The organism is Pseudoalteromonas luteoviolacea, from assembly GCF_001750165.1.
Taxonomy (GTDB): Bacteria; Pseudomonadota; Gammaproteobacteria; order Enterobacterales; family Alteromonadaceae; genus Pseudoalteromonas; species Pseudoalteromonas luteoviolacea_G.
The window spans coordinates 1,032,157-1,056,782 of the sequence record NZ_CP015411.1 but is presented as its reverse complement, the minus strand read 5'-3'; the positions used below and the strand labels follow the sequence as shown (position 1 = coordinate 1,056,782).

The window sequence follows — 24,626 nt, the reverse complement described above, 5'->3', positions numbered from 1 at the left end:
GTATTTTTTAAGGTTCTGTGTAATGGATAAAACCTATAACCCACAAGATATTGAACAGTCTCTATACCAAGACTGGGAAGAAAGCGGCTACTTCAAGCCTTCCGGACAAGGCGATGCATACTCAATAATGATCCCACCGCCAAATGTCACAGGTAGCCTGCATATGGGCCACGCGTTCCAAGACACCATAATGGACACCCTCATTCGCTATCAACGTATGAAAGGTAAAAATACTTTATGGCAAGTGGGTACAGACCACGCAGGTATCGCGACACAAATGGTTGTTGAGCGTAAACTTGCAGCCGAAGAAAGTAAAACAAGACACGATCTTGGCCGTGAAGAGTTTATCGACCGTATCTGGAAGTGGAAAAATGAATCAGGCGGTACGATTACAAAACAGTTACGCCGCTTAGGTGCCTCTGTTGATTGGGACCGTGAGCGCTTTACAATGGATGAAGGGCTATCAGAAGCCGTTAAAGAAGTGTTCGTTCGCCTATATAAAGAAGATTTAATTTATCGCGGTAAACGTCTAGTAAACTGGGATCCAAAGCTACATACGGCAATCTCTGATCTTGAAGTTGAGAACAAAGATAAACAAGGCCATATGTGGAACCTTCGCTACCCACTGGCCGATGGCGTGAAAACCAAAGACGGTAAAGACTACATCATCGTTGCAACTACGCGACCTGAAACCATGCTTGGTGATACAGGCGTAGCTGTAAACCCTGATGATGAACGCTATCAGGACCTAATTGGTAAAGAAATTTTACTACCTATTGTTAATCGTCGTATCCCTATCGTTGCCGATGAACATGCTGATATGGAAAAAGGCACAGGTTGTGTAAAAATCACACCTGCTCACGACTTTAACGATAACGAAGTTGGTAAGCGCCACCAGCTACCAATGATCAATGTATTCAACAAAGATGCCGCTGTACTAACTCAAGGTGAAAGCTACACCTTTGATGGCAAAGAGCTCTCTCTAGATGCGCCAATTCCAGCGCGTTTTCATGGTTTAGATCGCTTCGATGCAAGAAAGCTGATCATCGAAGAGTTTGAGCAGGCAGGTCTGTTAGAAAAAATTGATGATCATAGCCTAACTGTTCCTTATGGCGATCGCTCAGGTGTTGTGATTGAACCTCTATTAACAGACCAATGGTATGTTCGTGTTGCCCCACTTGCAGAACCTGCAATCAAAGCTGTTGAAGACGGTGACATTGAGTTTGTACCAAAGCAATATGAAAATATGTATTTCTCTTGGATGCGCGACATTCAAGATTGGTGTATTTCACGCCAACTTTGGTGGGGCCATAGGATCCCAGCATGGTATGACGCTCAAGGTAACGTGTATGTCGGTCGAGATGAAGCTGAAGTGCGTAAAGAAAATAACTTAGCTGATGACGTTGTACTTACACAAGATGATGATGTGCTAGATACTTGGTTCTCTTCTGCGCTTTGGACATTCTCAACGCAAGGCTGGCCAGACAATACAGAAGACCTGAAAGTATTCCACCCATCAGATGTGCTTGTAACAGGTTTTGATATCATTTTCTTCTGGGTAGCTCGTATGATCATGATGACGATGCACTTCGTGAAAAATGATGATGGTACACCACAGATCCCATTTAAAACTGTTTATGTTACAGGTCTTATTCGCGATGAAAACGGCGACAAGATGTCCAAATCAAAAGGTAACGTCCTTGACCCGCTTGATATGATTGACGGCATAGACCTTGAAAGCCTGGTAACTAAGCGCACTGGTAACTTGATGCAGCCTCAATTGGCGAAAAAGATTGAAAAGAATACCCGCAAGACTTTTGCTGATGGTATCGAAGCGCACGGCACAGACGCGCTCAGATTTACACTTGCTGCAATGGCATCAACAGGACGTGATATCAATTGGGATATGAATCGACTAGAAGGCTACCGTAACTTCTGTAATAAACTATGGAATGCAAGCCGTTATGTTCTAATGAACACAGAAGAGCAAGACTGTGGCTTTAACGATGCGCCTAAGCAGTACTCACTGGCTGACCGTTGGATCTTAGGCCAGTTCCAAAACACTGTTCAAACATTCACTGAGCATTTAGATAACTACCGATTTGACCTTGCTTCAAATACCATATACGAATTCACATGGAACCAGTTCTGTGACTGGTATTTAGAGCTAACCAAGCCGGTACTATTCAAAGGCAACGAAGAGCAGCAACGTGGCACTCGTCATACGTTGATCACTGTTTTAGAAGGGTTATTACGCCTAATGCACCCGCTAATGCCGTACATTACAGAGACCATCTGGAAACGCGTAGCACCATTAGCAGGCCTTGAAGCCAATACCATTATGCTACAAGCCTTCCCTCAGTTTGATGAATCACAAGTTGACGCACAGGCAATGGCAGATCTTGAGTGGGTTAAGCAGTTTATTCTTGCTATTCGTAATATCCGTGGTGAAATGGACATCAGTCCAAACAAACCGCTTGGCGTATTACTTGCCAATGTGAGTGAACAAGATCAGCGTCGTTTAGACGAGAACCAAGCGTTCTTAAGTTCACTGGCTAAGCTAGAAGCATTTACTGTACTTGATAACAAAGATGATGCACCAGCGTCTGCAACGGCATTTATCGGTGATTTAGAGATCATGATCCCAATGGCTGGTTTAATTGATGTCGATGCTGAATTAGCCCGTATTGCTAAGCAACTAGAAAAGGCAGAAAAAGGCCTTGCGCAAGTAGAGAAAAAGCTAGCAAACGAGAAATTCGTTAACAATGCACCTGAAGCAGTGCTTGCAAAAGAAAAAGCGAAGCTGACTGAATTTAGTGACGCTAAAGCAAAGCTATTAGAGCAAAAAGCAAAAATAGAAAGCTTATAATTATCCTGTAGGCCACCTTTGTGGTGGCCTATTCACCTTCCTTTAGCCCCACTTACACATTAGCTTCTGTCTACACTTATCAACTCCTTTCAGCTTGATAATACCTATAATGCATTAGAATATGTAAGCACCTCGATTACCGTAAAATCATGGCAGGCAAAACGTTTAAATATATTGAGTGACGGCCTTATTAATAAAGGATATTACTTCTGTCCTAGTTAAGCTTTTAAATTGATGACAGATAAGCCAGCTATTAGTAATCTTGATTTTTTGACATTGGAAGAAATAAGATAAATAGCCTAATTGCGCTCAAAGGCTAGCCATTAAACTTTAAACGTAGCGTTAAGGTTTTAAAGCCGCTCATTAGCACTGTCTATTCAAATTAATACGACTATTGTCCATAATAATTTTACATCACTAGACGATTGTTGTTATCGAACCCATTCAAAAATTGCGATGTGCTGAAAACAAGCCGATTTATTCTTGAAAATAAACACACCTGAGGCACAACGCCCTATAAACCGCTGTTAGCTGGTTTCAAAAAATAGTAACACGTCCACCCTTAGCTAAATATGAGGCAATAAAAAACCACATGACATCATGTGGTTTTTTACCTTAATTAGAACGAATGTACTGTGCTTTTATGGCACAATTGTAATTGACTACCAAACAGAGCTACTGCAAGTAAATTACTCTTCTTTAAATCAATATATTAATAATCTTGCAAATGGCTATAGTTGCTCAAAAAGACTATCCGTACTAAGCCCTTCATGCTGTAAAATATCTTTCAGCCGACGCAAAGCTTCAACCTGAATTTGTCTCACTCTTTCCCGAGTCAGACCTATCTCTCTACCCACATCTTCCAAAGTAGAAGGCTCATACCCTAATAAGCCAAAACGCCGCGCTAACACTTCACGCTGCTTAGGGTTTAGCTCACCAAGCCAATCCACTATATGTCGGTTAATATCTTTATTTTGTACTTCACTTTCGGGCTCGTAGCCACGCTCATCCGCGATAATATCTAGCAATGCTTTATCGTTGTCGCCGCCAATAGGCGTATCAACGGATGTGATCTTCTCGTTTAAGCGCAGCATTTTACTGACGTCTTCTACTGGCCTGTCAAGACATTCAGCAATCTCTTCCGCCGTGGGTTCATGATCTAACTTTTGAGTGAGCTCTCTTGCAGTTCTGAGATACACATTCAGTTCTTTTACAACATGGATAGGTAAACGAATAGTGCGGGTTTGGTTCATGATGGCACGCTCAATGGTTTGACGGATCCACCACGTTGCGTATGTTGAAAATCTGAAACCTCTTTCAGGATCAAACTTCTCTACAGCCCTAATAAGGCCTAAATTACCTTCTTCAATTAAATCAAGAAGCGCTAAGCCACGATTATTATAGCGACGTGCTATTTTCACCACGAGCCTTAAATTGCTCTCAATCATCCGTTTGCGAGATGCCTCACACCCTTTTAGGGCTTTTCTCGCAAAATACACTTCTTCTTCAGCACTTAATAAAGGGGAAAAACCAATTTCACCTAAATAGAGCTGAGTTGCATCAAGGTTTTTAACAGTGTCGTCTTTTGAAAAAACCTCTTCGTCACTGTCTATATCTTCCAAAAGTTCTTCGTTTGGACCATCTTCGTCCGCCCCGTCAAACTTATCGTCTAATTCCGGGTTCACTTTACTTTTCTGTTTTGCTGTTTGAGCCATAAGCATCCTCCCAAGCGAATAAGTGATAGTGTTCCATCAATACGTCGATACGCTATTTTTTAGGCAGATACCTTATTGGGTTCACGGATTTACCCCGGTACCTCACTTCAAACCGTAAGGCTACTGAGCTTGCATCCGAACTACCCATTTCGGCAATCTTCTGCCCCACTTTAACCTGCTGCTGCTCTCTTACTAGCAATTTGGAATTGTGGGCGTAGGCACTAAGATAATCATCTGTATGTTTCAGAATTATCAAATTACCATAGCCTCGTAATGCACTCCCTGCATAAACAACAATGCCACTTGCCGCAGCTTTTATCGATGTCCCTGTTTTGTTTGTGATCTGTATTCCCTTGTAGCCATTTTCTTTAATAGAAAAGCGTCTTGTCACTTTACCTACTGCGGGCCAATTCCACCGTACCTTTTTATTCAACAAAGCATTGGTGTCATTGGTTTTTTTATTGGCTTGACTTTGAACATACTCTCGTTGCTTAGGTGGATCAAGCTCTTTTTTTGAGAGTTTGTTATTTAAAGGTTTATTATTTGTATAATTATTGGTTTTTGAAGACGTATTTTTAGCCGTTTTGTTAGATTTTTTAGGATAGGTTAGTAAAATAGTTTGACCAGGGTAAATGGTATAGGGAGGCTGGATTTTGTTGATTTTGGCAACTGTTCTAACATCTTTATTTGCGCTAAATGCAATGGAAAATAAGGTATCACCTTTTTTCACTTTGTAGCGGTTATTTTTAATATGAATTTTTTTTGACACCTTGGTCTTACCTTTAGTAAGACTAACCACAGGTGCTGGTGAATGAACAGAGGAACAGGCTACCAATGAACTACATAGTATACCCACTATAAAAAAGTTCGAATGTTTCACTCACACTCCACAAATTCCATCGTATATTTGTATCAATACAATCAACGTACTTAAGACGAATAATGTATCAGGGTTATAAAAAATTTTCCTTCTTTATTTATATAATCGGTCCAGCCACAAGAGGAACAAACTTCACTGAAGCTATAGGTTGCTGAGTAATTTGGCCATTACGGTGTATAAATAAAGTTAATACCTGCTCTTCCACCCCAATAGGGATTATCATGGCTCCGCCTTCAGCAAGCTGTAACAACAATGATTCAGGGACCGTCGCAGCAGCCGCTGTAACAATAATGCCGTTAAATGGTCCTTTTGATTGCCACCCTTGCCAACCATCGCCATGCTTCATAGACACATTGTATAAATCTAATTGATGTAACCTTCTTTTCGCTTGCCATTGCAAAGCCTTGATTCTTTCAATACTAAACACCTTGTCAAAAAGCTGTGCCAAAATCGCCGTTTGATAACCGGATCCTGTCCCGACTTCAAGAATATTATCTTTAATACCTATTTGGCGTAAAACCTCTGTCATTTTCGCCACAATATATGGCTGAGAAATAGTTTGCCCTTGCCCAATGGGCAGTGCGGTATTCTCATATGATTTATGTTTTAAAACATCATCAATAAACACATGCCTAGGCGTGTTATGCATGACGTTTAGTACTTCTTCATCCTGAATACCTTGTGATCTTAAACTGTTCATCAGTTTATCAGCACTGCGTTGATAATTGTTTAGCAAAGTATTTACTCCTGCGAAGATAACCAAGTTGCTAAACGCTCTAGGCTATCATGAGCTGTCATATCAACGGTTAATGGCGTAATTGCAGCATACCCTTGCTTCACAGCATAAAAATCAGTTCCTTCACCAGCATCGCTCTCAGTACCCAAAGTACCGTACCAATATATATCACGATTCCAAGGATCTTTTTGTTTAGTCATGGTGTCCGCTTTATGACGTGCACCCAACCGCGTCACTTTAATACCTCGGAGCTCAGACAATGGAATATCTGGCACATTTATATTAATTATTTGGTCTTGAGGCAATGGATGACTACCAAGTGCATTGATGATTTTTATTGTGACCGCTGCTGCTGTCTCATAATGTGCCTCTTTTTTAGAGCAAAGAGAAACAGCAATCGCTGGCAACCCCAGATGACGTCCCTCAGCTGCGGCAGCCACGGTACCAGAATAAAGCGTGTCATCTCCAAGATTAGCCCCATTATTAATCCCAGCAACGACCAAATCTGGCGGTGTTTTCGTTAACTGGTTGACCCCTAAATGAACACAATCTGTAGGTGTTCCGTTTACTGAGATAAACCCATTGTCTAATTTAGTTGTACGCAGTGGGTTCATTAATGTGAGAGAATTACTTGCCCCACTACAATTTCTGTCTGGAGCAACTACGGTGACATTTGCTACCTCACTGAGCGCCTTGTACAGCACCTCTATCCCTTTTGCACTAACACCATCATCATTGCTCAGTAAAATATTCACTCTTATTATTCTCCAAAGTCTTGTTTATCTCTCAAACTCACATCTTTGTGCTCAATAAGCTCTCGAAGTACAGAGGTTGCATAACAGCCTTTCGGTAACTCAAAGTTCAACTTTAATGTCGCATCATCAATTGTTTTCACACTAAGAGAATTAGGGATCACTCTTAGACTTCTCCGCTCGTTTTTCAAACCAAGTTCAGCAAGCCCTTCTCGCCAAGAAGTATACTCTTCTAACCAAGACAGTTCCGTCTCAGTCAGGCCTTTTTTGCCTTTTCCAACTAGCGGTGCAGACAGTAGAATATCCCCTTGATTCAGACGCTCAACAATATCATCGTTTAAATCATCTTCAAAAAAAGCATTACTACCCGACAATAAAAATACTTCTCTATGCCAAGTTTTTGCAAGACCATGCTCTATCACTCTACGAGATACAATTTGATTAAAAATATGAGATCTAGCTGCTGAAATCACGATACCTCTGAGCTTTTTATCCCGAATATGTTCGCCACTAAATAATCGCTCTGCCATTGTCAAATTATGACCATCATGGCCAAATCTTTGCTCAGCAAAGTAATTGGGAACACCTTGCCTTACAGCATTAATACGCGCCAGTACATCCAAGTGATTAGTAACATTTCGCAGTGTGATCTCGAATCGATTGCCACGATGACAGCCGGTTTTAAGTTTACGGTTGTGTCGAATTTGATTGATAACAACCAGAGAGTCTGAATTGAGCTGAGAAAAGTCGATATGTTTCTTAATTGGCACAGGTACACTGAACCACTGTGTACACACACCATGGCGGTCTTTTAAACCTGCATAACTCACATCTCTTGGCGCTACGCCAGCAAACTTTGCGATTTGTTTAGCTAAGTAAGCCGTATTCTCGCCTCGTTTGATAATTTGCAGGCAAACGTGCTCTCCTTCCCCTGTAAACTCAATATCGAGTATCTCCTCAACCACAAAGTCTTCTGGGTTGTGCTTAAAGTTACCTTGTGACAAGGGCTTTCCGTAAAGGTAATTCAATGAAGCTATGGCGTCTATCACTTATCTACCCCTTCAAAAGCAATACAACCGCGTGGCTAGAAATGCCTTCTTTTCGGCCTTCAAAGCCTAACTTTTCAGTTGTTGTTGCTTTAACATTGACTTGGTCAAGCTCAACTTGACAATCAGAGGCTAAATTGGTTCTCATTGCATCAATATGCGGTCGCATTTTCGGTGCTTGAGCTACGATGGTGACATCAATATTTCCAACTTTGTAACCCATTTCAAGGACTTGTTCGATGACTCTTCGCAGCAGTATCCTACTGTCAATATTCTCGAACTCGCTATCAGTATCGGGAAAATGTTTGCCAATATCCCCTAACGCAACAGCACCAAGAAGAGCATCGCACAATGCATGAACCGCTACATCCCCATCAGAGTGAGCAATAAACCCATGCTCAAACTCTATTTTTTCGCCACAAATAATTAAAGGCCCCTGACCACCGAACTTGTGCACATCAAAACCATGACCAATTCTAAACATACTAAATACTCTTTTGTTGTTGATCCATTAAGAAACATACCAGTGCGTGATCTTCAGGAGTCGTAATTTTTATATTGTCTGAACGCCCACTAATTAGTCGAACTGGTTGTCCAGCTCTTTCCATTGCAGAGGCTTCATCAGTGATCAACGCACCATCTACTAAGGCACTATCCAGGGCGTTTAATAACGCCGTGTAAGGAAATAGTTGGGGTGTAAGCGCTTGCCAAAGTTGATCTCTTGGAACGGTTTCCTGACTATATATGTCGCCTTTTTTTATCGTATCTTTTACTTTGCTTGCTAGAATTCCACCTTCATCTGCACTGATGCAAGTCGTTATCAATTTTTCTATATCATTAATACATACAAGTGGCCTTGCAGCATCATGAACCAGTACCCACTCAGGTGGGCTGCCCTTCATTGCTTTCAATGCGTTCAATACGGAGTTGGCTCTTTCTTTTCCACCAGATACTCGTGTCACACGATTATCGGGTAACTCTAAATCATCAAAATAAGCGTCATCATCGCTAATCGCGATATAAATATGCTCTATGAGGTCAACCTTAGATAACTTGTCTAATGTATGCTCTAAAATGGTTTGATCACCTATTTTGAGGTATTGCTTCGGGTGATTTAACCCCATTCTAGAGCCAACACCTGCTGCCGGAATGATAGCGGCTAATGATATTACTTTATTCATAGTGTTTCTTTGGTAATACGCGGATAAAAGTTTCATTGGGCTTGATCATACCAAGCTCATGCCTAGCTCTTTCTTCAACACCTTCTAAGCCCAATTTCAGATCTTCGATATCCGCCTTAAGTAATTTATTTCTTTTAAGTAATTCAGTGTTCATTTGTTGGTGGGTATTTACAGTTTCGGTTATCCTGCGATAGTCATGTAACCCATGATGACCAAACCACAATTTGTACTGTATATAGGCGCACAGGCAAAACAACGCTAACTGAAATAAACGCATAAAATATACTCTAATAAATGAATGGTGTAGTCATGTCGCCAACTATGCGAATGTTAACCAGATACTAATTTTCTTTTTGTTACATTGCGCCAGTTAATACTGCTTGCAAGCAACATCTCTCTGAGGCCAAGTACTCTCGGTGTTACTATTTTATGATAATGCCAACGGTGTCCACAACAGGCAGCTGTCATTAAAGCTTTGGTAGGTCTTAATAAACTAAGATCCGAGCTGTGCACTCCTTGCCCATCAAGTGTAAACCACCCAAACTGATTACAATGAATTTGTGACTGATTTACCTGATCTATCATATCGATACACAGGCTAGTCTCATGAGCTTGTGTCACAACAACAGGCACAACCAAACCCACTTCAGCTTTATTCTCATAATACAAATGTATTTTATCAAGCCCTTGAGATGGTATTTTTTTTTGCGTGGCTACCCAACAACCATTGTGACTATCTAATTGAAGAGGCACATCTCCCAGCACAATATGCGTTGCAGCTCGCTCAATATAGTAAGGCAGACTCGCCAACTTTTTTTTGAGCCTACCGTGATCTAATTCATTGGCTAGGCGGCTAATTTCTCGCGTATAAAATACATTAACAAGCTCGGCGAAGACAAGTCTTGAAGCCTCATCTTGCCAGATCGTCCCTTGTTGTTTATCAGTATTGCGCGCTTCCAAAGGCCCTCCTATTGAGGATTTTATATCATGGCGTCACATCGAAATACAGCCTATCACTTAAAATAGCAAAGCAGCGTGTTTATTTAGGGCGCTTACCGAGTTTCGCCTCTCCTGACTCCAAAAACTGAACGGCACCGTCACGTTTCTTACCGAGTAGTAGACTCCCGTCGACTAAAAACATGAAGTTTTGCCAACAACGTTTAAACACGCCAAACTGAGTTTCTATCACATGGTTTCGTGACAAGCAAAAGTAAACAGTGGTGTTGTCTTCCCACCCTAAATACTCAGAAATCTCAGCTGGAAGTGTCGCTTCGCCTTCTTCCCATTTTCCTTCCCAGTCAACAACCTCCTCCCAATTATCCTCCTTACCGGCCCAGTCTGTCGGCGTAAAGAAGTCAGGGTGATCTTGCTCTCGGCTCACCATTGTGCTCCAAAGTACTGCAGCACGCTGTGCTGACATAGGCTTAATTTGTGCCAAATCTGCTTCCTCTATAGGAAGATCTTTGTGTCTAAACACCCATGCTTTCTTGAAATCGCCAAGCGCAATATAATTCATACTTATAAACCTTATCTCAAACTCAACGAGCTAACTACTCGTTCATAATATCTAATTATACCCAGTCAAAGGAGCTATCAACAATGCCTGAAGAATTTAAAATAGGTATCTACCGCCACTATAAAGGTAAAGATTATAAAGTAATATGTGTTGCCACTCATAGTGAATCCCAAGAACAGCTTGTGGTTTACCAAACGCTATATGGTGATTTTGACCACTGGGTAAGGCCTCTTAGCATGTTTACTGAAAGTGTACAGGTCAATGGTACCGTGGTGCCTAGGTTTAAATACATTGCTAAAGAATGAAGTTTGATAGCTTTGCACTAACTGTGGCACACTGACCTTATTATCTCATCAGACCACAATAATTATGTTCACAGGTACGAATACATATATTGCTACTTCCGCTCTACAACAGGCGGTTAACGCCGCCATCGTTTTAGAAAAGCCATTACTAATAAAAGGAGAGCCAGGTACAGGAAAAACGCTATTGGCCCAAGAACTTGCAAACAGCTTGGATACAGAACTAATACAGTGGCACATTAAATCTACAACTAAGGCTCAACAAGGTTTATATGAATACGATGCGGTCTCTCGATTGAGAGATAGCCAGCTCGGTGACTCTCGGGTTAATGATGTTAATAACTACATTGTTAAAGGGAAGCTTTGGCAGGCGTTTGAAGCTGCAAAAAGGCCCGTTTTATTGATTGATGAAATTGATAAAGCCGACATTGAGTTTCCAAATGATTTACTGCTTGAATTAGATAAAATGGAGTTTCATGTTTATGAAACTCAACAACAAGTCAAAGCCCAAATTCGTCCTATTGTCATAATTACATCTAATAACGAGAAAGAGCTATAGTTGGTGAAAATTTATGACAGTCATAGTTGGGAGTTGTTGAAAATGTAAAATAATGACATAAAATGAGATTGAATTTACAAAGTGGATATTCTGTCTCATGGAACAAAATAGTGACTATGAAATAAAAGTAATTAAGGTTCTAGCAGCCCCTAAGTTAACTAGTGTAGTTAATCTTGAAACTGGAGAGGTTGAATTAGGAACTAAAGAAAGCACAGCAGAAAGAAAAAAGTTAGCCATCATTGTTCAATCAGATGGAATACCACTTGAACCACATAACCAATATTTACATACGAAATTGAAAGACGGAGCTAAGGATACGTCTTCCGAGGCACATGCCTTATTGTCATTCCAGCGCTTTCTTGTAAGTATCGGTGAGAGCTATCAATCTTTAACCGACGATCCTGAAGAGGGTGTGGTATGGAAATATGCTGATTACTTAATTGATAGTACAAAGGTTATTTGTCCGTCATCGGGCGATGTATTAAAGAACCCACACGGCTATTCATCATCAACGACTATCAACTACATCACTGTAGTTATTAATTTTTATAAGTGGCTACATAGTAACGGTCTCTTTTTTATTACCAAAGACAAAAAACCGTTTGAGTTTAAAGAGATCACCAAACGTATGTCTAAAGGGGTGAATCAGCATGAGTTACTCGGACACATTAACAGCAAAAATCGAGTCCTTCACGTCCAGACGACGGACGTAAAACAACGATTTCCAAAGGTTCAAAGTCGCCAGCAGCATGAATTATTGAAACCAATGACCCAAGAGCATAAAGATATATTCCTTGCTCACATTAAATCTATGCCGCATACCTATTCTAATACGACTCAAAGTTTAATGTTACGTCTTACCATTGAAACAGGGTTGCGTATAGATGAATTAGTCACCTTTCCAGCACTCGGAATACATCACCCGACAAGTGATGCTGAATCAATTCCATTTAGCATAGGGCCTTACAACGGGTGCAATACTAAATTTAAAAAAGTCCGTAATATAAAAATCCCATATAGCTTGATGCTTGAACTTGACGAATACCTTCATAGTGAAGGTAGGAAAAACATGCTTAAAAAACGGATTGTTAACCTACAAAAACAGCACGAAAAGGAAGTTGAAGCTCAAAAGGTAATACACATCATGAACGGTGGTGAAGAGGATGCTTTTAAAAGCATTGAATTTGATGAAAGTAAACATCAAGAAGTGCAAAACTTGTTCGTCAGTTCAAACGGGCTTCCTTTTAATAAAAACACGTTACAAAGTAAGTTCAGTGATATTCGCACTTCAATACAAGAGAGCTATCCAGATTGGTACTATCGACCACATGACTTACGCTCAACATTTGCTACTCACTGGCTTAGAGATGAGGCTGATCGAAGAATAACTGTATTTGATATTTTAATTAGCGAATTAGCCGATCTGATGGGGCATGAGTCAACGCACACTACACAAAAATACATTAATTTCATGAACGATCTTGCTGCCAAAATGGAGTATGCAAGAAGAAAGAATCGTGCGACCCAAGAAGCAATGAATAAAAACAAAATCAACGGATGATACAGATGCCAGAACTTCGTAAAAGCCCATTAAGTGCTGACATTTTAAAAGAGAATCCGATAAAACCTAGAATACGTAATGTAGTTGACCTCAACCTGCTAGCGCAAGAAGCAACTCTTGCTGACAAGCGTACCGTTCGCTTTGACTTTAATCCATTGTTAAACGGTTGTGATAAGCGAAAAGCTCTTGTTTATAAAATTGCCAATGTATTGAGCAAGAAGCTGAAGGATAATAAATCTGTTGATACAGAATATACGTCGTACACAATCTTCCTCCAGTATTGCCGTTATTGTGAAGCTATAGACGTAGATCCCTTTTCAGAACAAGGGTTCCTAAAATATTGCGGAAAAAGTGGTGAGTTGCAGCGACGCATCAAACTAGCAAATAAACCTCTTCCTTACGTATACCTATATCCGCACGGAACTGAACTAGGTTTATCAGAACGTGCCGCCAGTGCTGCGCGAGGATATGTTGTAACCAACCTTAAACGCTCAGAAATGTTTTCTGAACTTTGGTTGCGCGATACTCCAATTTTGAAATCCAAAAGCAAACCCACTCCAGCATACTCTCAAAATGAATACTCTGTATTGCTGCGGCGTTTAAATTTCATCTTCTTTTCGGCCACCAGTCAACTGATTGCCTCAAAAGAAAAAGAGGAACCCTTAGAGTCTCTAGAAGCGGTTTTTGACGAGTTGAATGATGGTTCCATACAAACAATAACACTTAAAAACACCGCACCCAAAACTGGTAATGTTGACATTACATCTCCTTTTAATCTAGCGATGCTTTACGGCTATTACTTGTTTTGTCACTACACAAACCTAAATCAAACTTCGATATTAAACGTTTGCCATCCTATTGTTGAAAACGAACATAAACAAGCTCATCGCACCACGCAATACGTTAGCATTAATGCGTGGAAAGGTAGAGCGAAAAAGGTCGTGCAGGGCACATTTGTGGAATCGGAAGAACCGGATGAAGGAGAAGAATTGCCGCTCGAAGTCGATAAGCGCGATGGGCTAACATTCATAAATGCACTCGCAAAGTTATCACGTCTGTATAATCCTACCCCGAACAACAACCATTCACCGTTATTTTACCTATTAACCAAAGATGGAAAACCTACGCTGATAACATCGCTGAGCCTCCTCAGAGCCGCAGAGTTGCTCGCATGTTATGCTGATAGTCGTATTCATCATGCACCTTATTTAATAGAAAGGTTTTACGAGGTTATTGACAATAAGACCATCACTAAAGTAACAAAGTCTAAAGCTAATGTTGGGCTTGCTGTTCATAAAGAAACCAGCATTATTAAACCTAAGGCAGCAAAGCTATGGGCTGTAGCATTAGCATATGGATCTCTACGAGCTTTAACTGACATACCTCTTAAAAACATATACATGCCTCTTAATTACTCAGCTGTGGATAAAGAAGGTAAAGTCCTCGTTTCCTTTAACTATAGTGACGGTACGTCAGGGAAATTTAGGGTTGAATCTCGATATGTGGCTTTTTTAAAGAAATTGGAAGAATTTTCCAATCGATATAATTCAAGCAAAAGAAGCAAGTATCATCCAAACGGCAAGCTAACCCCATATTTAATACCTTTGGGGCAAAAATATGGCACATATCAATGGGATACATTGGAGTATCCCATTGCTGATTACTTAACAAAGGTTGGTATTTATTCCGGTGAATACCTTTTAAATGTAACAGCAAAACGAATACGAGCTACCGCATCAAATAATAATTTTGATCCTGATGACGGTGGGTTATCTGTTGCAACCTCGTTACTTCAAAACCAACTCGGTACTTTAGAAGACCATTACCTAGCAGGTGACATTACACAGAACCAAGTTATTGCCAGTCAAGCCATTGATATATTGCATGAATATGCCCATAACGACTCAATTGAAGAAGCTAAGGCCAAAGTTAAAGAAAGTCGAAGTATAGAAGTGTTGGAGTATGATGCTTGGTTAGAGTTACGAATGCCAACAAATCCAAATGGTATGTTGTGTAATGGAGATCCCACTGGTGAGGCAAAAAGCGAGCATCGAGCATCCAAAAGGCGAGCCAAGGGCATGGTCGATGAAAATATAGAGCTTAGATGTTACCAATACGATAAATGCATTAACTGTCAGAGTGCAAAGCTTGTCAATGATGTCACAAACGCCTACAAACTTTTGTCTTTCATCGAGTTGCTGGAAGACTCAATTGACTTAATGCCTGAACGAGAAGAAGAATTTTCCAAGCAAGCCAATGAATTAATGGAACTAGCCGAACAAAATTTATCAAAAGACGTGTTGGAACAAGCGGAAGACAAACTTGTAACTGAGGGGCGTTACCTGCTCCATAATGAAGACTTCTTATATTCGATGGCGGGAGTAAATTACAATGCTTAAACTAAACGATTCAACATTGCAGATACAACCAAGCCCGACGAATCAAAAAGGGGAAGATGTTAATTACTATCGAGATACATTACTTCCAATGATGCGCGAGGGGAAATGGGAAGAAATACAGCAATATAACGTCATTCAATTACCCCAAAAGTGTATTAAATTTAGCTCTGACAAATGGGATTTACGTTTATTGGATAAAGAAAATCCAACCGTTCTATTGTTTACATTCAATGGTAAAGTGCTTCCCAATCGTCTACGTAACGAAGTAAAAGCTGTAGTCCTAGCAAAGATGTTTACTGGCCGAAAAACGATTACATTAGGCTCTATAAGGGCATGGTTAGATTACTTAAAAGCTTTAATGATAGAAATGCCCAAACTCGGCCTAGAGAGCTTCTCGCAACTCACGGACGAAAAACTAAAGGATATTGTTGAGTTAAACCCTAATGCCTTTAACAGCCCAAGTAAAGCATGTGCTGTTAATGCTTTAATAGAGTATTATGAAGCACTCCCATTTCATATTCATTTTTCACATCAAACAACTAAAAAGCTTGGGGTTGAATCGAAAAAGCAAGAACAGCATTTAGCTATTCCCCCTCGGATATACACGGCATTATTGACACATTTTTCTAAAGAAGTGAATGATCTTATGCCTCATCTAGAGCAGATCCAAAATGAGATAAGTCGAATGTTCGACATCAAAGCAAAATTCAAATCTTATCTTTTACAGCAGTTTAGATGTGGCAATATACTCAATCCATTTAACGACAAGGCAACACTCGATAAGATTAAGGCAAAGTTCGAACAGGAGGAGTGTTGTTTAATTGACGACTTAGAGGAAGAAAAGCACTCACCTGGTCGTTGGATGCAAATCATTGATGAGATGAAACCAAACCTACACTCTTTTTCATCTTATCCTAAAAATGCAACTTGGTCTTACGAGCCATTTCAGGTAGGTGAACGACGATTCAACACTATAGGTGGTTTTAAAAAGTTTTTAAATGAATCTGACACAAAGTCAAAAGCCTTATGTCTCTTATTAAGCGGGATGCGTATTGACGAATTGAATTCAATGCACCCTATATATGGGGCACAAAGCTATACTTATAATGGTCAAACTATTTTCTTGTTTACAACACGTCAATCAAAAATAACACAAGGACAGCAAACAGAAGAAGATATCTTTGTGACAAATCAAACTGGTCACAATGCATTTCGTTTGTTAACAACCATTCATCACCCTTATCTTAATCAAATTTGTGATGACGACAAAGTGAGTTATTTTGCGTCGATTCGAACAGACTCGTACCTCAAAACTGTGGCAAAAAGTCAATGGGCCAAGTCACTAAGCAGAAAGGTTAATAAGTGGATTGAAGATAATGTGGGGAATTTGATATCCACTGAGGATGAGAGCTTTCTACGAATTTCCAATCCATCAAACACAGGTATAGAAGCGGGTGCAACGTTTAAATTTACAAACCATCAAACTCGCCGCTCGTTTGCGTTCTACATGATTGGTTTAGAGTTAATGGCTTATCCACAACTTAAGAAACAGCTGTCACATTTGAGTTCAGCAATGACTAGACATTATGCGAATAATGCGTCGTACTGGGGGGCATTGCGCACTGAAATTCAACAAGAAAGAGTTTATCAAAAGTCTCAACTCTTAACTAATGTATACGAGCGATTGGCTAAAGGTGGAAATATTGCTGGCGGAAAAGGTAAAACACTTAAGAAACTTGCAGGAAGTAAAAACTACTTTGAAAGTGGACATGGCGATAGGAGACTTAATCCAGACTATTGGGCGAAATTGATAAAGGATGGAAAAGAACATATCCATGCTATCGCTCCGGGAATGTATTGTACTAACGCTCAGTGTGATATGCGTATCAATGTCGCTATGGACGAGTGCGTAGATTGCGAGTTTGATTTTATTATGGATGGCTTATATGCCGAAGGTAAACGCCTTGCCGCACACAGAAACTTAGCGGTTTTAGATGAAATGAACGACTTAAACCACAATGTTGCATAGCAATTGGTTGTTGTTATAAAAAGCTGTGAGAAAATCTTGAGCGATTTAGATATACCGTTCACACCAATCGAATTACCAGAGAGTATTACTAATATGCTTATTAATACTGTTCCAGCTTGACGGAGGCTCTATGTCATTGCGAGAAATTAAGAAACAAAAAACAGCTGACCAATTAATGGAAGCTATTAAGCGAATTGTAGACAATCAGCCAACTTGTAAAGATCTAAAAAATAAAATTGCTGCGGGTAAGCAACTAAAGCTTAACCCGACTAACGTCGAAAAAGAAGCTGGGTTAAGTTACAACTCGACTAAGAGTCATAAGCCCGTGCTTGATGAAATAGACAGAATAAACTCTCTGAAAGTTAATGAGGCTGGTAATAATGCGCGAAAAATTGCTAATCAAAAGATTCAGCGAGCGAAAAAGAGCAAAGAAATTAATAGTCTTAAGGATGAGATTAAGAGTAAGAATGATGAAATAGAGATGTTAAAGCGTGTTAACTTGAACTTACATTCGCATTGCCGTGAGCTAACTACTGCCCTCTACCAAAAAATTCCTCAAGAAGAGCGAGAAGCCTTATTTGATAAACTTTTGGGTGACAGTAATGACAGTAATATTATTCCATTTAAAGATTAGCAGCTTTTGAGTGTGATGATTCTGAGGATATGGCTATAACCCATTCAAAGTTCAAGAAAAGCAGGGTGCACCTTTTATTGAGCTAAAATAGCCAGTCATACAAGTAAATATTGCGTGTCTAGTTATTCTGATAACCGCAGGTAAAAAACTCAGCTACTCATAAAATTTAGGACTAAACGAAGACTGTTCAAAATTTTGAATCAACTTTTCATAGCCTAGTCAAGGGGCCTACTTCTCTACCTTTCAAAGTGTTAAGCCGACACTATTTTATAGTCATATAAAAAGTATAGGGCACTTTTCTAAGCTAGTAGATGTAATTACTAATACTCAATACAGAGAAACTATATCACCACCAAATACGGTTAGGATCTTTGACTGAACTATATCCTGACTCAATATGGTTATTTTATAAGTGAACACACGTTTAGATCAGGCAATTAGCAGGGTATGGCTTATTAAAAGTTATTATTTATCGAGGCTCCATAACTAAACAATTAACAGGTCGCTCTCTTTTGTTATATTTATCCCTAACATCATAGACGAAATAACCATAGTCTTTTTTGTCATCATAATAAAGCGCCATACCTTTAGCTGCCATCGCAAACAAATCTTTATTTTCTTCATCAATTAAAGCAGATGTTTTAAAGTTTCTTACGTGCAGATTTCCCCTCTTAATCCTGTATTCGAACCCATTCCAAAGTTTTGTCTCGATTCGATTAACGACACCCTTTTCAAAGTCCGCATCCACAAACACAGTGCCTTTTTCTTCTGTATAGTGGCATACGTACTGTTTAGCATTTGCTAAGCCAGAAAACAAAGTTATAGATATCATTAAAGCTAGTAGTTTCATATATACGACAGTCCCTTTTTATTATTGTTAATATGGCGCGATTATAAGTTTTTGATATTAATATAACTATACGGTTGATAAAATTTATTTGGTTAGTGTCAGTTGTTAACGCTATTATTTAAGTCGTAACCTTTTTACTCATTCAAATACAACTCCGCCATATCATCCAACTTAGCCTTAACCTCTTTCCAATGCGGCATTACTTGCGTTAATAAACGCCAGAATTTGTCACTATGATTGTGCTCAGCAATATGACAAAGCTCGTGCAGAATCACGTAATCTATACACTCTTTTGGGGCTTTAACTAAGTGAGGGTTGAGCATCAAGTTACCCTTAGTTGAGCAGCTTCCCCATTGTTTAGTCATCGCCATTATTCGAAATCGCGGTAAGCCCATTACCCATGATGCTTTAGGCAGCATAGCTTGTAGTCGTTCATGAAAAATAGCTTCAGCTTTTCGTGCATACCAACGGTCTAAAAGTGCCTTAATTTTAACCACCCGATCATCACAATCTTTTTTCAGAGTAACGGTTAATTTACCTCGATGAAGCTTAACATTTGGCACTTGCTCAACATCGAAAACTACTTTTAAAACGTAACGCCTGCCCAAATAGAACTGAGTTTCGCCACTTATGTATTTTCTTGGCATCACATATTCATTCTGGGAAGCAAATTCAGTTATGCTTTCCCAGATCCATCTAGCACGTTTAAGCATTGCATCCTTGATGGACTCATCGGATGCATCAAACGGAACAGTTGCGACGACTCTTTGGTCAGGATGAACTTTTATAACGACTTTACGAGCGTGCGTTCTACCATGCTGTGATTTAGCATTTTCAGCCTTGCGAATGATGTCATAATGGATTGTTTCCGCTCCATAGCTGAAGCAGCCTCTTTCTGCTGTTGTCTTTTGAATTTCCGCAGCGATTGATTGACTTATCACTGTTTGGCTAACCTCTTGCCAAACCGAGGCGTGTAATTTTCAACACCTCCTCGATAAGCTGCTGCGCTTTATCAATACCTAAGTCAGCAAATAGCATTGGCAGTAATTTCATACTGATTGCGTTTTCAATTTCAGCAGGGTTAATGGAAAATTCAGCAACAGCCGTTGTAACAACTTGATCAATACTGAATGCCAGCTCAACAAGCTTCTCATTATCCAAGCCTTGCTCCACAAGATATGTATCTTCGAATAAAAATTTAAACAAGCCATAGTATGCTTGTGCAAGTTTATTAAGCTTACCTTTGTCATCATGAAATACAGATGGGGTATCCGCTACTTTGCGCTCTTTGACTTCTTGCTCAAAATCAGCAAACAAAATGTACTGTTTAACTGGCGCATCGAACATAGCCTTGGCATCTTCAATAGCTTTTTTAAGAAGTTTAGAAAAGTATTCTTGCGCGTATGGATCGTCAGCGAGATCTTGCTCGATCATCTTTGTTATTCGACCAGTGATCTTATCCGTTTGGTTTCTGGCCTCGTCATCTGACATATCCACAGGTTTAACATTTTTGCCAAGGTTGCCAACAAGGTAAGCACCATCGGGTTCTTTTACTTCAACACCCGCAATATGCTTATCTAGCAGGCTTTTTATATCTTCAGCGTACTGGTCATAATCGATTGTTTCATTAGCATCTTCACGTACTTGTTTTCGCAAGCCTACAAACATTTTTAGATCTTGTTTATACAGATCGCGTTTGCTATCAAATGATTTATCATCAAAGTAACTTGCCGACTGCAACGCTACCTTCATACAGTTTGAGAATGAAGTCAGTGCAGCGTAGAAGTCATCACGTTGTTTCAAATTGGTATCAACTAATTCGCCACTAATATCTTGTACTTTAGGTGCTAATGCTTGTCTTAATGCTGGGCCATCTTGCTTGTTTTTTACTTCTGAAAATATTGCCCATAAATCAGCATGTAGACCTGGTAACTTCTTGTACTCGGTGTCCATGCGATTATATAAGCCTTTGAGGTCTTCAATATCAAAACCTGCTTGGGTTCTTTCAGCTAAATCTTGATACTTCTCTATCGTCGTATCTAGCTCTTTTAAAATACCGCGATAATCAATTAAGTAGCCAAACTGCTTTTTACTATGCAAGCGGTTTACACGAGCAATCGCTTGAATCAAGTTATGCTCTTTAAGCGGTTTATCTATGTATAACACGGTATTTTTAGGTTCATCGAAGCCTGTAAGGAGCTTATCAACTACTATCATTAAGTCAGGGCCATCTTCTCTACCGTAATCTTCAATAATGGCTTTGGTATAAGATTTTTCATCCTCTTTACCAACATTAGCTTTCCACCAATTCTGAACAACATCTTTGCTTTCTTGATCGACTGCCTCATGGCCTTCACGTGTATCAGGCGGCGACATTGCAACAACCGAAGTTACTTTACCAATATCATCCAAAATCTTCTTATATCGAATCGCGGAGGCTTTAGAGTCACAAGCCAACTGCCCCTTCAATCCTTGTTGCTTAAAGTTCTGAAAATGGTCTGATATATCATGGGCGATCAATTCAATACGACCTTCGGTTTGATAAATCTGTCCCTTTTGAGCGAATTTCTTTTTAAGATCTGTTCGTTGTTTATCTGTAAGGGCACTAGTCATGCGCTCGAACCAAGCATCAATAGCTTTGTCATTAATGTTCAATTCTGGAATTCTTTCTTCGTACAACAACGGTGTGACTGTTTTGTCTTCAACTGCCTGCTGCATAGTGTAAGAGTGAATAATCTTGCCAAACTTATTCTCTGTCTTGTCGTCTTTTAATAACGGTGTGCCAGTAAAAGCGACCAATGCAGCCTTTGGTAGCGCTTGTCGCATACGTACATTGTTTTCACCGTTTTGACTGCGGTGTCCTTCATCAACTAGAACGATAATGTTGGGACTGTCGTTATAGCAGTCTTTATGCTTAATGGCTGAGCCAAACTTGTTGATGATTGAGAAAATAACGCGCTCGTTTCCTTTACCTATCTGCTGCGCCAACCGTTTGCCTGACGTTGCCATTGCGTCTTTTTGATCTCGATCCGTAAGTGCTCCTCCAGAAGCAAAAGTTCGACTTAACTGATCTTCTAGATCAACACGGTCAGTAACAATAATTACTCGGCATTTGGCTAAATCCTGTAACCAAATTAGGGCTTTTGACAAAAACACCATAGTGAATGACTTACCACTGCCTGTGGTATGCCAAATTACACCACCTTCACGTGCACCAGTATCGTCATAATTACTGATCCTTTCTATCAGGGCTTTAATTCCGAATACTTGTTGATAACGAGCGACAATTTTTCCCGCTTTCTTATCGAATAAAGTAAATAGACGAACCATTTCTAAAAGCCTGTCAGGTCTTAATAAGCTAATGACAAGCCTATCTTGATCAGTAACGGCTAGTTCTCCAGAGGCCAATAGTGTCAGGTACTCATCTTTCTCAGCAAGGTTGCGGTGAGCAAATAGTTTGTCTATCTTGCCTTTTTCAAGCTCGTTATTTTTTAGCCGTACAAACTCAGCTTCAATGATTTCTTCTTCTTTCCATTTAGCCCAGAACTTATCTATGGTTCCACATGTGCCGTAAAGACCTTCATGACCATTGATAGAGAGAAGTAGCTGGCTATAAGCATAAAGGTGTGGAACTTCTTGTTGACCTTGATTGCGAATATGCTGAGATATCGCTTCAGAGCAGGTAGATTTACCTTCATGTTTTGAATCAGGCCGTTTGGCTTCAATAATTACCAGTGGTAAGCCGTTAACAAAGCAAACTATATCAGGTCTTCTGTTACCCGTACCTTCCGCATTTTGAACTGTCATTTCTTCAGTGAAATGGAAATAGTTTCTCTCTAGATTTTGCCAATCAATAAGCTGAATTGTGGGCGAGGTTTTCTTTCCATCAACAAACTCTGTCACGCCAACACCATAGAGCATTGCCTCATAAAGCTTCTCATTGGCGCTTTTTAGCCCCTCATTCATTGCGGGGCTAAGCTGGTGAATGATTTTATCTATAGCAGCTTCAGAGAGCTTTTGAGGCTTTCCTGCGTACATGTATATTTGCGTCGATAAAAACTCCCTCATAACAGGTATTAACATAACCTGTGATGTAGTTTTCCCTTCAGATGCAACCTTATTTCCACGAAGCTGTTCACACTCACTTGGTGAGACAAACTCGTAGCCTAGTTTTGCCAGCAAGGTCATGGCAGGTATTTTTGAGCTGAACTCTTCTTTGAAATTAGCCATAAAAATTATTTTCCTAAAGAAAGTATTTCCGTGGTGGCTTCAATGATTTTATAGCCTTCAAGATAACTTATGCTTGAATCAAAGTATTGGTTTATTAGCTCGTTCCAACCTTTAAGACTTTCTTCATTCAATACAAACTTTTCTTTATCATGAAATGAATCATACAAAACAAATAGGACAACCATAAGCTGTTCACTTTTTAGTATCTTTCCATCGAATAAAGGGTCTATCTTCCTAACTCCAATAAATTCTGAAAACTCTATAATTGAAGCTTCTCTCCGCCTTATCTTGTCTAATAAGTTAGGATTAAAACAAAACATCATCAGGCTTGTTATTTTAAATAACTGATTACCTTTAAGGTCATCATTAAAAAAGTTAGGAGAAATGTGATTAGCAACACATAAATATCTATAAAAAGTTTCGATTTCTCTTAACGATAACTTTTGTTGAATTATGAAACTTTTTATTACTAGATACTCTAATGACTCATCTTCAGCCCGTTCGTCAGGAACCTGCTTTCCTGATTTAACAAGTTGTTGAAAGTGTTCCAGTGCAGCTAATTGCGGTTGTTTAGGAATAGACTCTGAAATTGGTGAAAGTTCAAAACGGAATTTAATAAACTTATCTAAATATCTTTGGGCATCGACGGCAGCTCCGTAACAATGATTTACGGATGCTTTTAGCTGTTGAGTGTTCGTCACTAATACAAACTGTACGCCATTCACGTCAAATGTATGCTTGATTATTTCGAGCATATCCACAGCAAAGTTTGGTCTACATCGATCTAATTCATCTACGAACAATACAATTGGTTTTTCGGCTGCTATTTCTGCCATTGCTTCTTGCAGTGCTTTTAGATTCTTCTCTGCTTCTACATGGTCTTTTAGAATAGATTCAACCGTCGCATCAATTGTTTTGTCAGCAGCCTGTTGAATCTGCTTATCAAAATCATCCACAACATCTGCTGCGTCTTGTCTAAGGAGATGTGACACGCCAGCTTTAGCAATTGTCTTCAAACCATACCTAACGGCAGGAAGTGCTTTCTTGACGAAACTTTGTTTACTTTCATCTTCAGGTAAAACTTTGATTACCTCTGCAAGTACCGTCATCAAAGGCTCATTGGCATGGTCGGCTTTAAATGCGTCAATATAGATTAAGTGATGAGACTCTTGTTCATTCATTAAATTAATAAGTTTGTGACAAAACTCGGATTTTCCGGTGCCCCAACTACCGTCTATTACCATAGGTGAAATATCAATTTCAGCCTGTAGTAGAGAGATTGCTTTTTCAGCAATACTCTTCCGTTTGAATTCGTCCCTCTCGTTGAACGTTAATGCTGTGATATCCATATTTTCCTTATTTTTATT

At 39.7% G+C, this 24,626-nt stretch carries 20 protein-coding genes and 1 pseudogene; 7 read left to right on the top strand and 14 right to left on the bottom strand.

Annotation, left to right across the window (positions count from 1 at the left end):
- Positions 1-22: 22 nt before the first annotated feature.
- Complete coding sequence (locus S4054249_RS04480) at positions 23-2,869, top strand: valine--tRNA ligase (RefSeq protein ID WP_046354496.1); 2,847 nt, start codon at positions 23-25, stop codon at positions 2,867-2,869.
- 731 nt (positions 2,870-3,600) lie between these two features.
- On the opposite strand, the gene rpoS is transcribed toward S4054249_RS04480, so the two are convergent.
- The 10 genes from rpoS to S4054249_RS04430 form a co-directional block, all read right to left on the bottom strand.
- Positions 3,601-4,584, bottom strand: a complete 984-nt coding sequence (gene rpoS / locus S4054249_RS04475) for an RNA polymerase sigma factor RpoS (protein WP_046354497.1) — start codon at positions 4,582-4,584, stop codon at positions 3,601-3,603.
- 52 nt (positions 4,585-4,636) lie between these two features.
- Complete coding sequence (locus S4054249_RS04470) at positions 4,637-5,464, bottom strand: peptidoglycan DD-metalloendopeptidase family protein (protein WP_046354498.1); 828 nt, start codon at positions 5,462-5,464, stop codon at positions 4,637-4,639.
- Between the two features lie 97 nt (positions 5,465-5,561).
- Complete coding sequence (locus S4054249_RS04465; RefSeq protein ID WP_046354499.1) at positions 5,562-6,200, bottom strand: protein-L-isoaspartate(D-aspartate) O-methyltransferase; 639 nt, start codon at positions 6,198-6,200, stop codon at positions 5,562-5,564.
- 5 nt (positions 6,201-6,205) lie between these two features.
- A complete protein-coding gene (gene surE / locus S4054249_RS04460; RefSeq protein ID WP_046354500.1) occupies positions 6,206-6,955 on the bottom strand; it encodes a 5'/3'-nucleotidase SurE in 750 nt (249 codons plus the stop codon).
- Between the two features lie 5 nt (positions 6,956-6,960).
- The gene (truD, locus tag S4054249_RS04455) at positions 6,961-7,989 is read right to left on the bottom strand and encodes a tRNA pseudouridine(13) synthase TruD (protein WP_046354534.1); all 1,029 of its coding nucleotides are present in this window, start codon (positions 7,987-7,989) and stop codon (positions 6,961-6,963) included.
- A gap of 16 nt (positions 7,990-8,005) precedes the next feature.
- The gene (gene ispF / locus S4054249_RS04450) at positions 8,006-8,482 is read right to left on the bottom strand and encodes a 2-C-methyl-D-erythritol 2,4-cyclodiphosphate synthase (RefSeq protein ID WP_046354501.1); all 477 of its coding nucleotides are present in this window, start codon (positions 8,480-8,482) and stop codon (positions 8,006-8,008) included.
- Position 8,483: 1 nt separating this feature from the next.
- Complete coding sequence (ispD, locus tag S4054249_RS04445; protein ID WP_046354502.1) at positions 8,484-9,179, bottom strand: 2-C-methyl-D-erythritol 4-phosphate cytidylyltransferase; 696 nt, start codon at positions 9,177-9,179, stop codon at positions 8,484-8,486.
- On the bottom strand, positions 9,172-9,456 hold the full coding sequence (gene ftsB, locus S4054249_RS04440; protein ID WP_046354503.1) for a cell division protein FtsB: 285 nt from the start codon (positions 9,454-9,456) through the stop codon (positions 9,172-9,174). The genes ispD and ftsB overlap by 8 nt, the downstream gene beginning before the upstream one ends.
- Before the next feature lie 53 nt (positions 9,457-9,509).
- On the bottom strand, positions 9,510-10,139 hold the full coding sequence (locus tag S4054249_RS04435) for a hypothetical protein (RefSeq protein WP_046354504.1): 630 nt from the start codon (positions 10,137-10,139) through the stop codon (positions 9,510-9,512).
- A 79-nt stretch (positions 10,140-10,218) separates the two neighbouring features.
- Positions 10,219-10,695 (bottom strand): DUF2947 domain-containing protein, encoded by a 477-nt coding sequence (locus S4054249_RS04430; RefSeq protein WP_046354505.1) that lies wholly within the window; start codon positions 10,693-10,695, stop codon positions 10,219-10,221.
- An 83-nt stretch (positions 10,696-10,778) separates the two neighbouring features.
- On the opposite strand from S4054249_RS04430, the gene S4054249_RS04425 reads away from it, so the two are divergent.
- The 6 genes and pseudogenes from S4054249_RS04425 (at position 10,779) to S4054249_RS04400 (ending at position 18,179) form a co-directional block, all read left to right on the top strand.
- Positions 10,779-11,000, top strand: coding sequence for a DUF1653 domain-containing protein (locus S4054249_RS04425; protein ID WP_046354506.1), 222 nt, complete (start codon positions 10,779-10,781; stop codon positions 10,998-11,000).
- 64 nt (positions 11,001-11,064) lie between these two features.
- A pseudogene (locus S4054249_RS04420) lies at positions 11,065-11,553 on the top strand (AAA family ATPase); the annotation flags it as partial.
- 100 nt (positions 11,554-11,653) lie between these two features.
- The gene (locus tag S4054249_RS04415; protein ID WP_046354508.1) at positions 11,654-13,117 is read left to right on the top strand and encodes a tyrosine-type recombinase/integrase; all 1,464 of its coding nucleotides are present in this window, start codon (positions 11,654-11,656) and stop codon (positions 13,115-13,117) included.
- Positions 13,118-13,122: 5 nt separating this feature from the next.
- Positions 13,123-15,516 carry a hypothetical protein gene (locus S4054249_RS04410; RefSeq protein ID WP_046354509.1) on the top strand — a complete coding sequence of 798 codons (2,394 nt, stop codon included), beginning with the start codon at positions 13,123-13,125 and terminating at the stop codon, positions 15,514-15,516.
- The gene (locus tag S4054249_RS04405; RefSeq protein ID WP_046354510.1) at positions 15,509-17,545 is read left to right on the top strand and encodes a hypothetical protein; all 2,037 of its coding nucleotides are present in this window, start codon (positions 15,509-15,511) and stop codon (positions 17,543-17,545) included. Before S4054249_RS04410 ends, S4054249_RS04405 begins: the two co-directional genes overlap by 8 nt.
- A gap of 130 nt (positions 17,546-17,675) precedes the next feature.
- On the top strand, positions 17,676-18,179 hold the full coding sequence (locus S4054249_RS04400) for a hypothetical protein (protein ID WP_046354511.1): 504 nt from the start codon (positions 17,676-17,678) through the stop codon (positions 18,177-18,179).
- A gap of 469 nt (positions 18,180-18,648) precedes the next feature.
- Here the strand turns inward: S4054249_RS04400 and S4054249_RS04395 are convergent, their stop codons facing one another.
- The 4 genes from S4054249_RS04395 to S4054249_RS04380 all read right to left on the bottom strand — a co-directional run bounded on the left by S4054249_RS04395 (position 18,649) and on the right by S4054249_RS04380 (position 24,608).
- Positions 18,649-19,029, bottom strand: a complete 381-nt coding sequence (locus S4054249_RS04395; RefSeq protein WP_046354512.1) for a hypothetical protein — start codon at positions 19,027-19,029, stop codon at positions 18,649-18,651.
- 134 nt (positions 19,030-19,163) lie between these two features.
- On the bottom strand, positions 19,164-19,970 hold the full coding sequence (locus tag S4054249_RS04390) for a M48 family metallopeptidase (RefSeq protein ID WP_080928271.1): 807 nt from the start codon (positions 19,968-19,970) through the stop codon (positions 19,164-19,166).
- Between the two features lie 7 nt (positions 19,971-19,977).
- Positions 19,978-23,259: a type I restriction endonuclease subunit R gene (locus S4054249_RS04385; RefSeq protein ID WP_046354513.1), complete on the bottom strand. Its 3,282-nt coding sequence runs from the start codon at positions 23,257-23,259 to the stop codon at positions 19,978-19,980.
- A gap of 5 nt (positions 23,260-23,264) precedes the next feature.
- Complete coding sequence (locus S4054249_RS04380; RefSeq protein WP_046354514.1) at positions 23,265-24,608, bottom strand: KAP family P-loop NTPase fold protein; 1,344 nt, start codon at positions 24,606-24,608, stop codon at positions 23,265-23,267.
- Between the last annotated feature and the right edge of the window lie 18 nt (positions 24,609-24,626).

Excerpts from the sequence above, each read along its gene's own strand:
- S4054249_RS04480 (WP_046354496.1), top strand. The coding sequence starts at position 23 with ATGGATAAAACCTATAACCCACAAGATATTGAACAGTCTCTATACCAA.
- rpoS (WP_046354497.1), bottom strand. The coding sequence starts at position 4,584 with ATGGCTCAAACAGCAAAACAGAAAAGTAAAGTGAACCCGGAATTAGAC.
- ispF (WP_046354501.1), bottom strand. The coding sequence starts at position 8,482 with ATGTTTAGAATTGGTCATGGTTTTGATGTGCACAAGTTCGGTGGTCAG.
- ispD (WP_046354502.1), bottom strand. The coding sequence starts at position 9,179 with ATGAATAAAGTAATATCATTAGCCGCTATCATTCCGGCAGCAGGTGTT.
- ftsB (WP_046354503.1), bottom strand. The coding sequence starts at position 9,456 with ATGCGTTTATTTCAGTTAGCGTTGTTTTGCCTGTGCGCCTATATACAG.
- S4054249_RS04430 (WP_046354505.1), bottom strand. The coding sequence starts at position 10,695 with ATGAATTATATTGCGCTTGGCGATTTCAAGAAAGCATGGGTGTTTAGA.
- S4054249_RS04425 (WP_046354506.1), top strand. The coding sequence starts at position 10,779 with ATGCCTGAAGAATTTAAAATAGGTATCTACCGCCACTATAAAGGTAAA.
- S4054249_RS04415 (WP_046354508.1), top strand. The coding sequence starts at position 11,654 with ATGGAACAAAATAGTGACTATGAAATAAAAGTAATTAAGGTTCTAGCA.
- S4054249_RS04410 (WP_046354509.1), top strand. The coding sequence starts at position 13,123 with ATGCCAGAACTTCGTAAAAGCCCATTAAGTGCTGACATTTTAAAAGAG.
- S4054249_RS04405 (WP_046354510.1), top strand. The coding sequence starts at position 15,509 with ATGCTTAAACTAAACGATTCAACATTGCAGATACAACCAAGCCCGACG.
- S4054249_RS04400 (WP_046354511.1), top strand. The coding sequence starts at position 17,676 with ATGTCATTGCGAGAAATTAAGAAACAAAAAACAGCTGACCAATTAATG.
- S4054249_RS04395 (WP_046354512.1), bottom strand. The coding sequence starts at position 19,029 with ATGAAACTACTAGCTTTAATGATATCTATAACTTTGTTTTCTGGCTTA.
- S4054249_RS04385 (WP_046354513.1), bottom strand. The coding sequence starts at position 23,259 with ATGGCTAATTTCAAAGAAGAGTTCAGCTCAAAAATACCTGCCATGACC.
- S4054249_RS04380 (WP_046354514.1), bottom strand. The coding sequence starts at position 24,608 with ATGGATATCACAGCATTAACGTTCAACGAGAGGGACGAATTCAAACGG.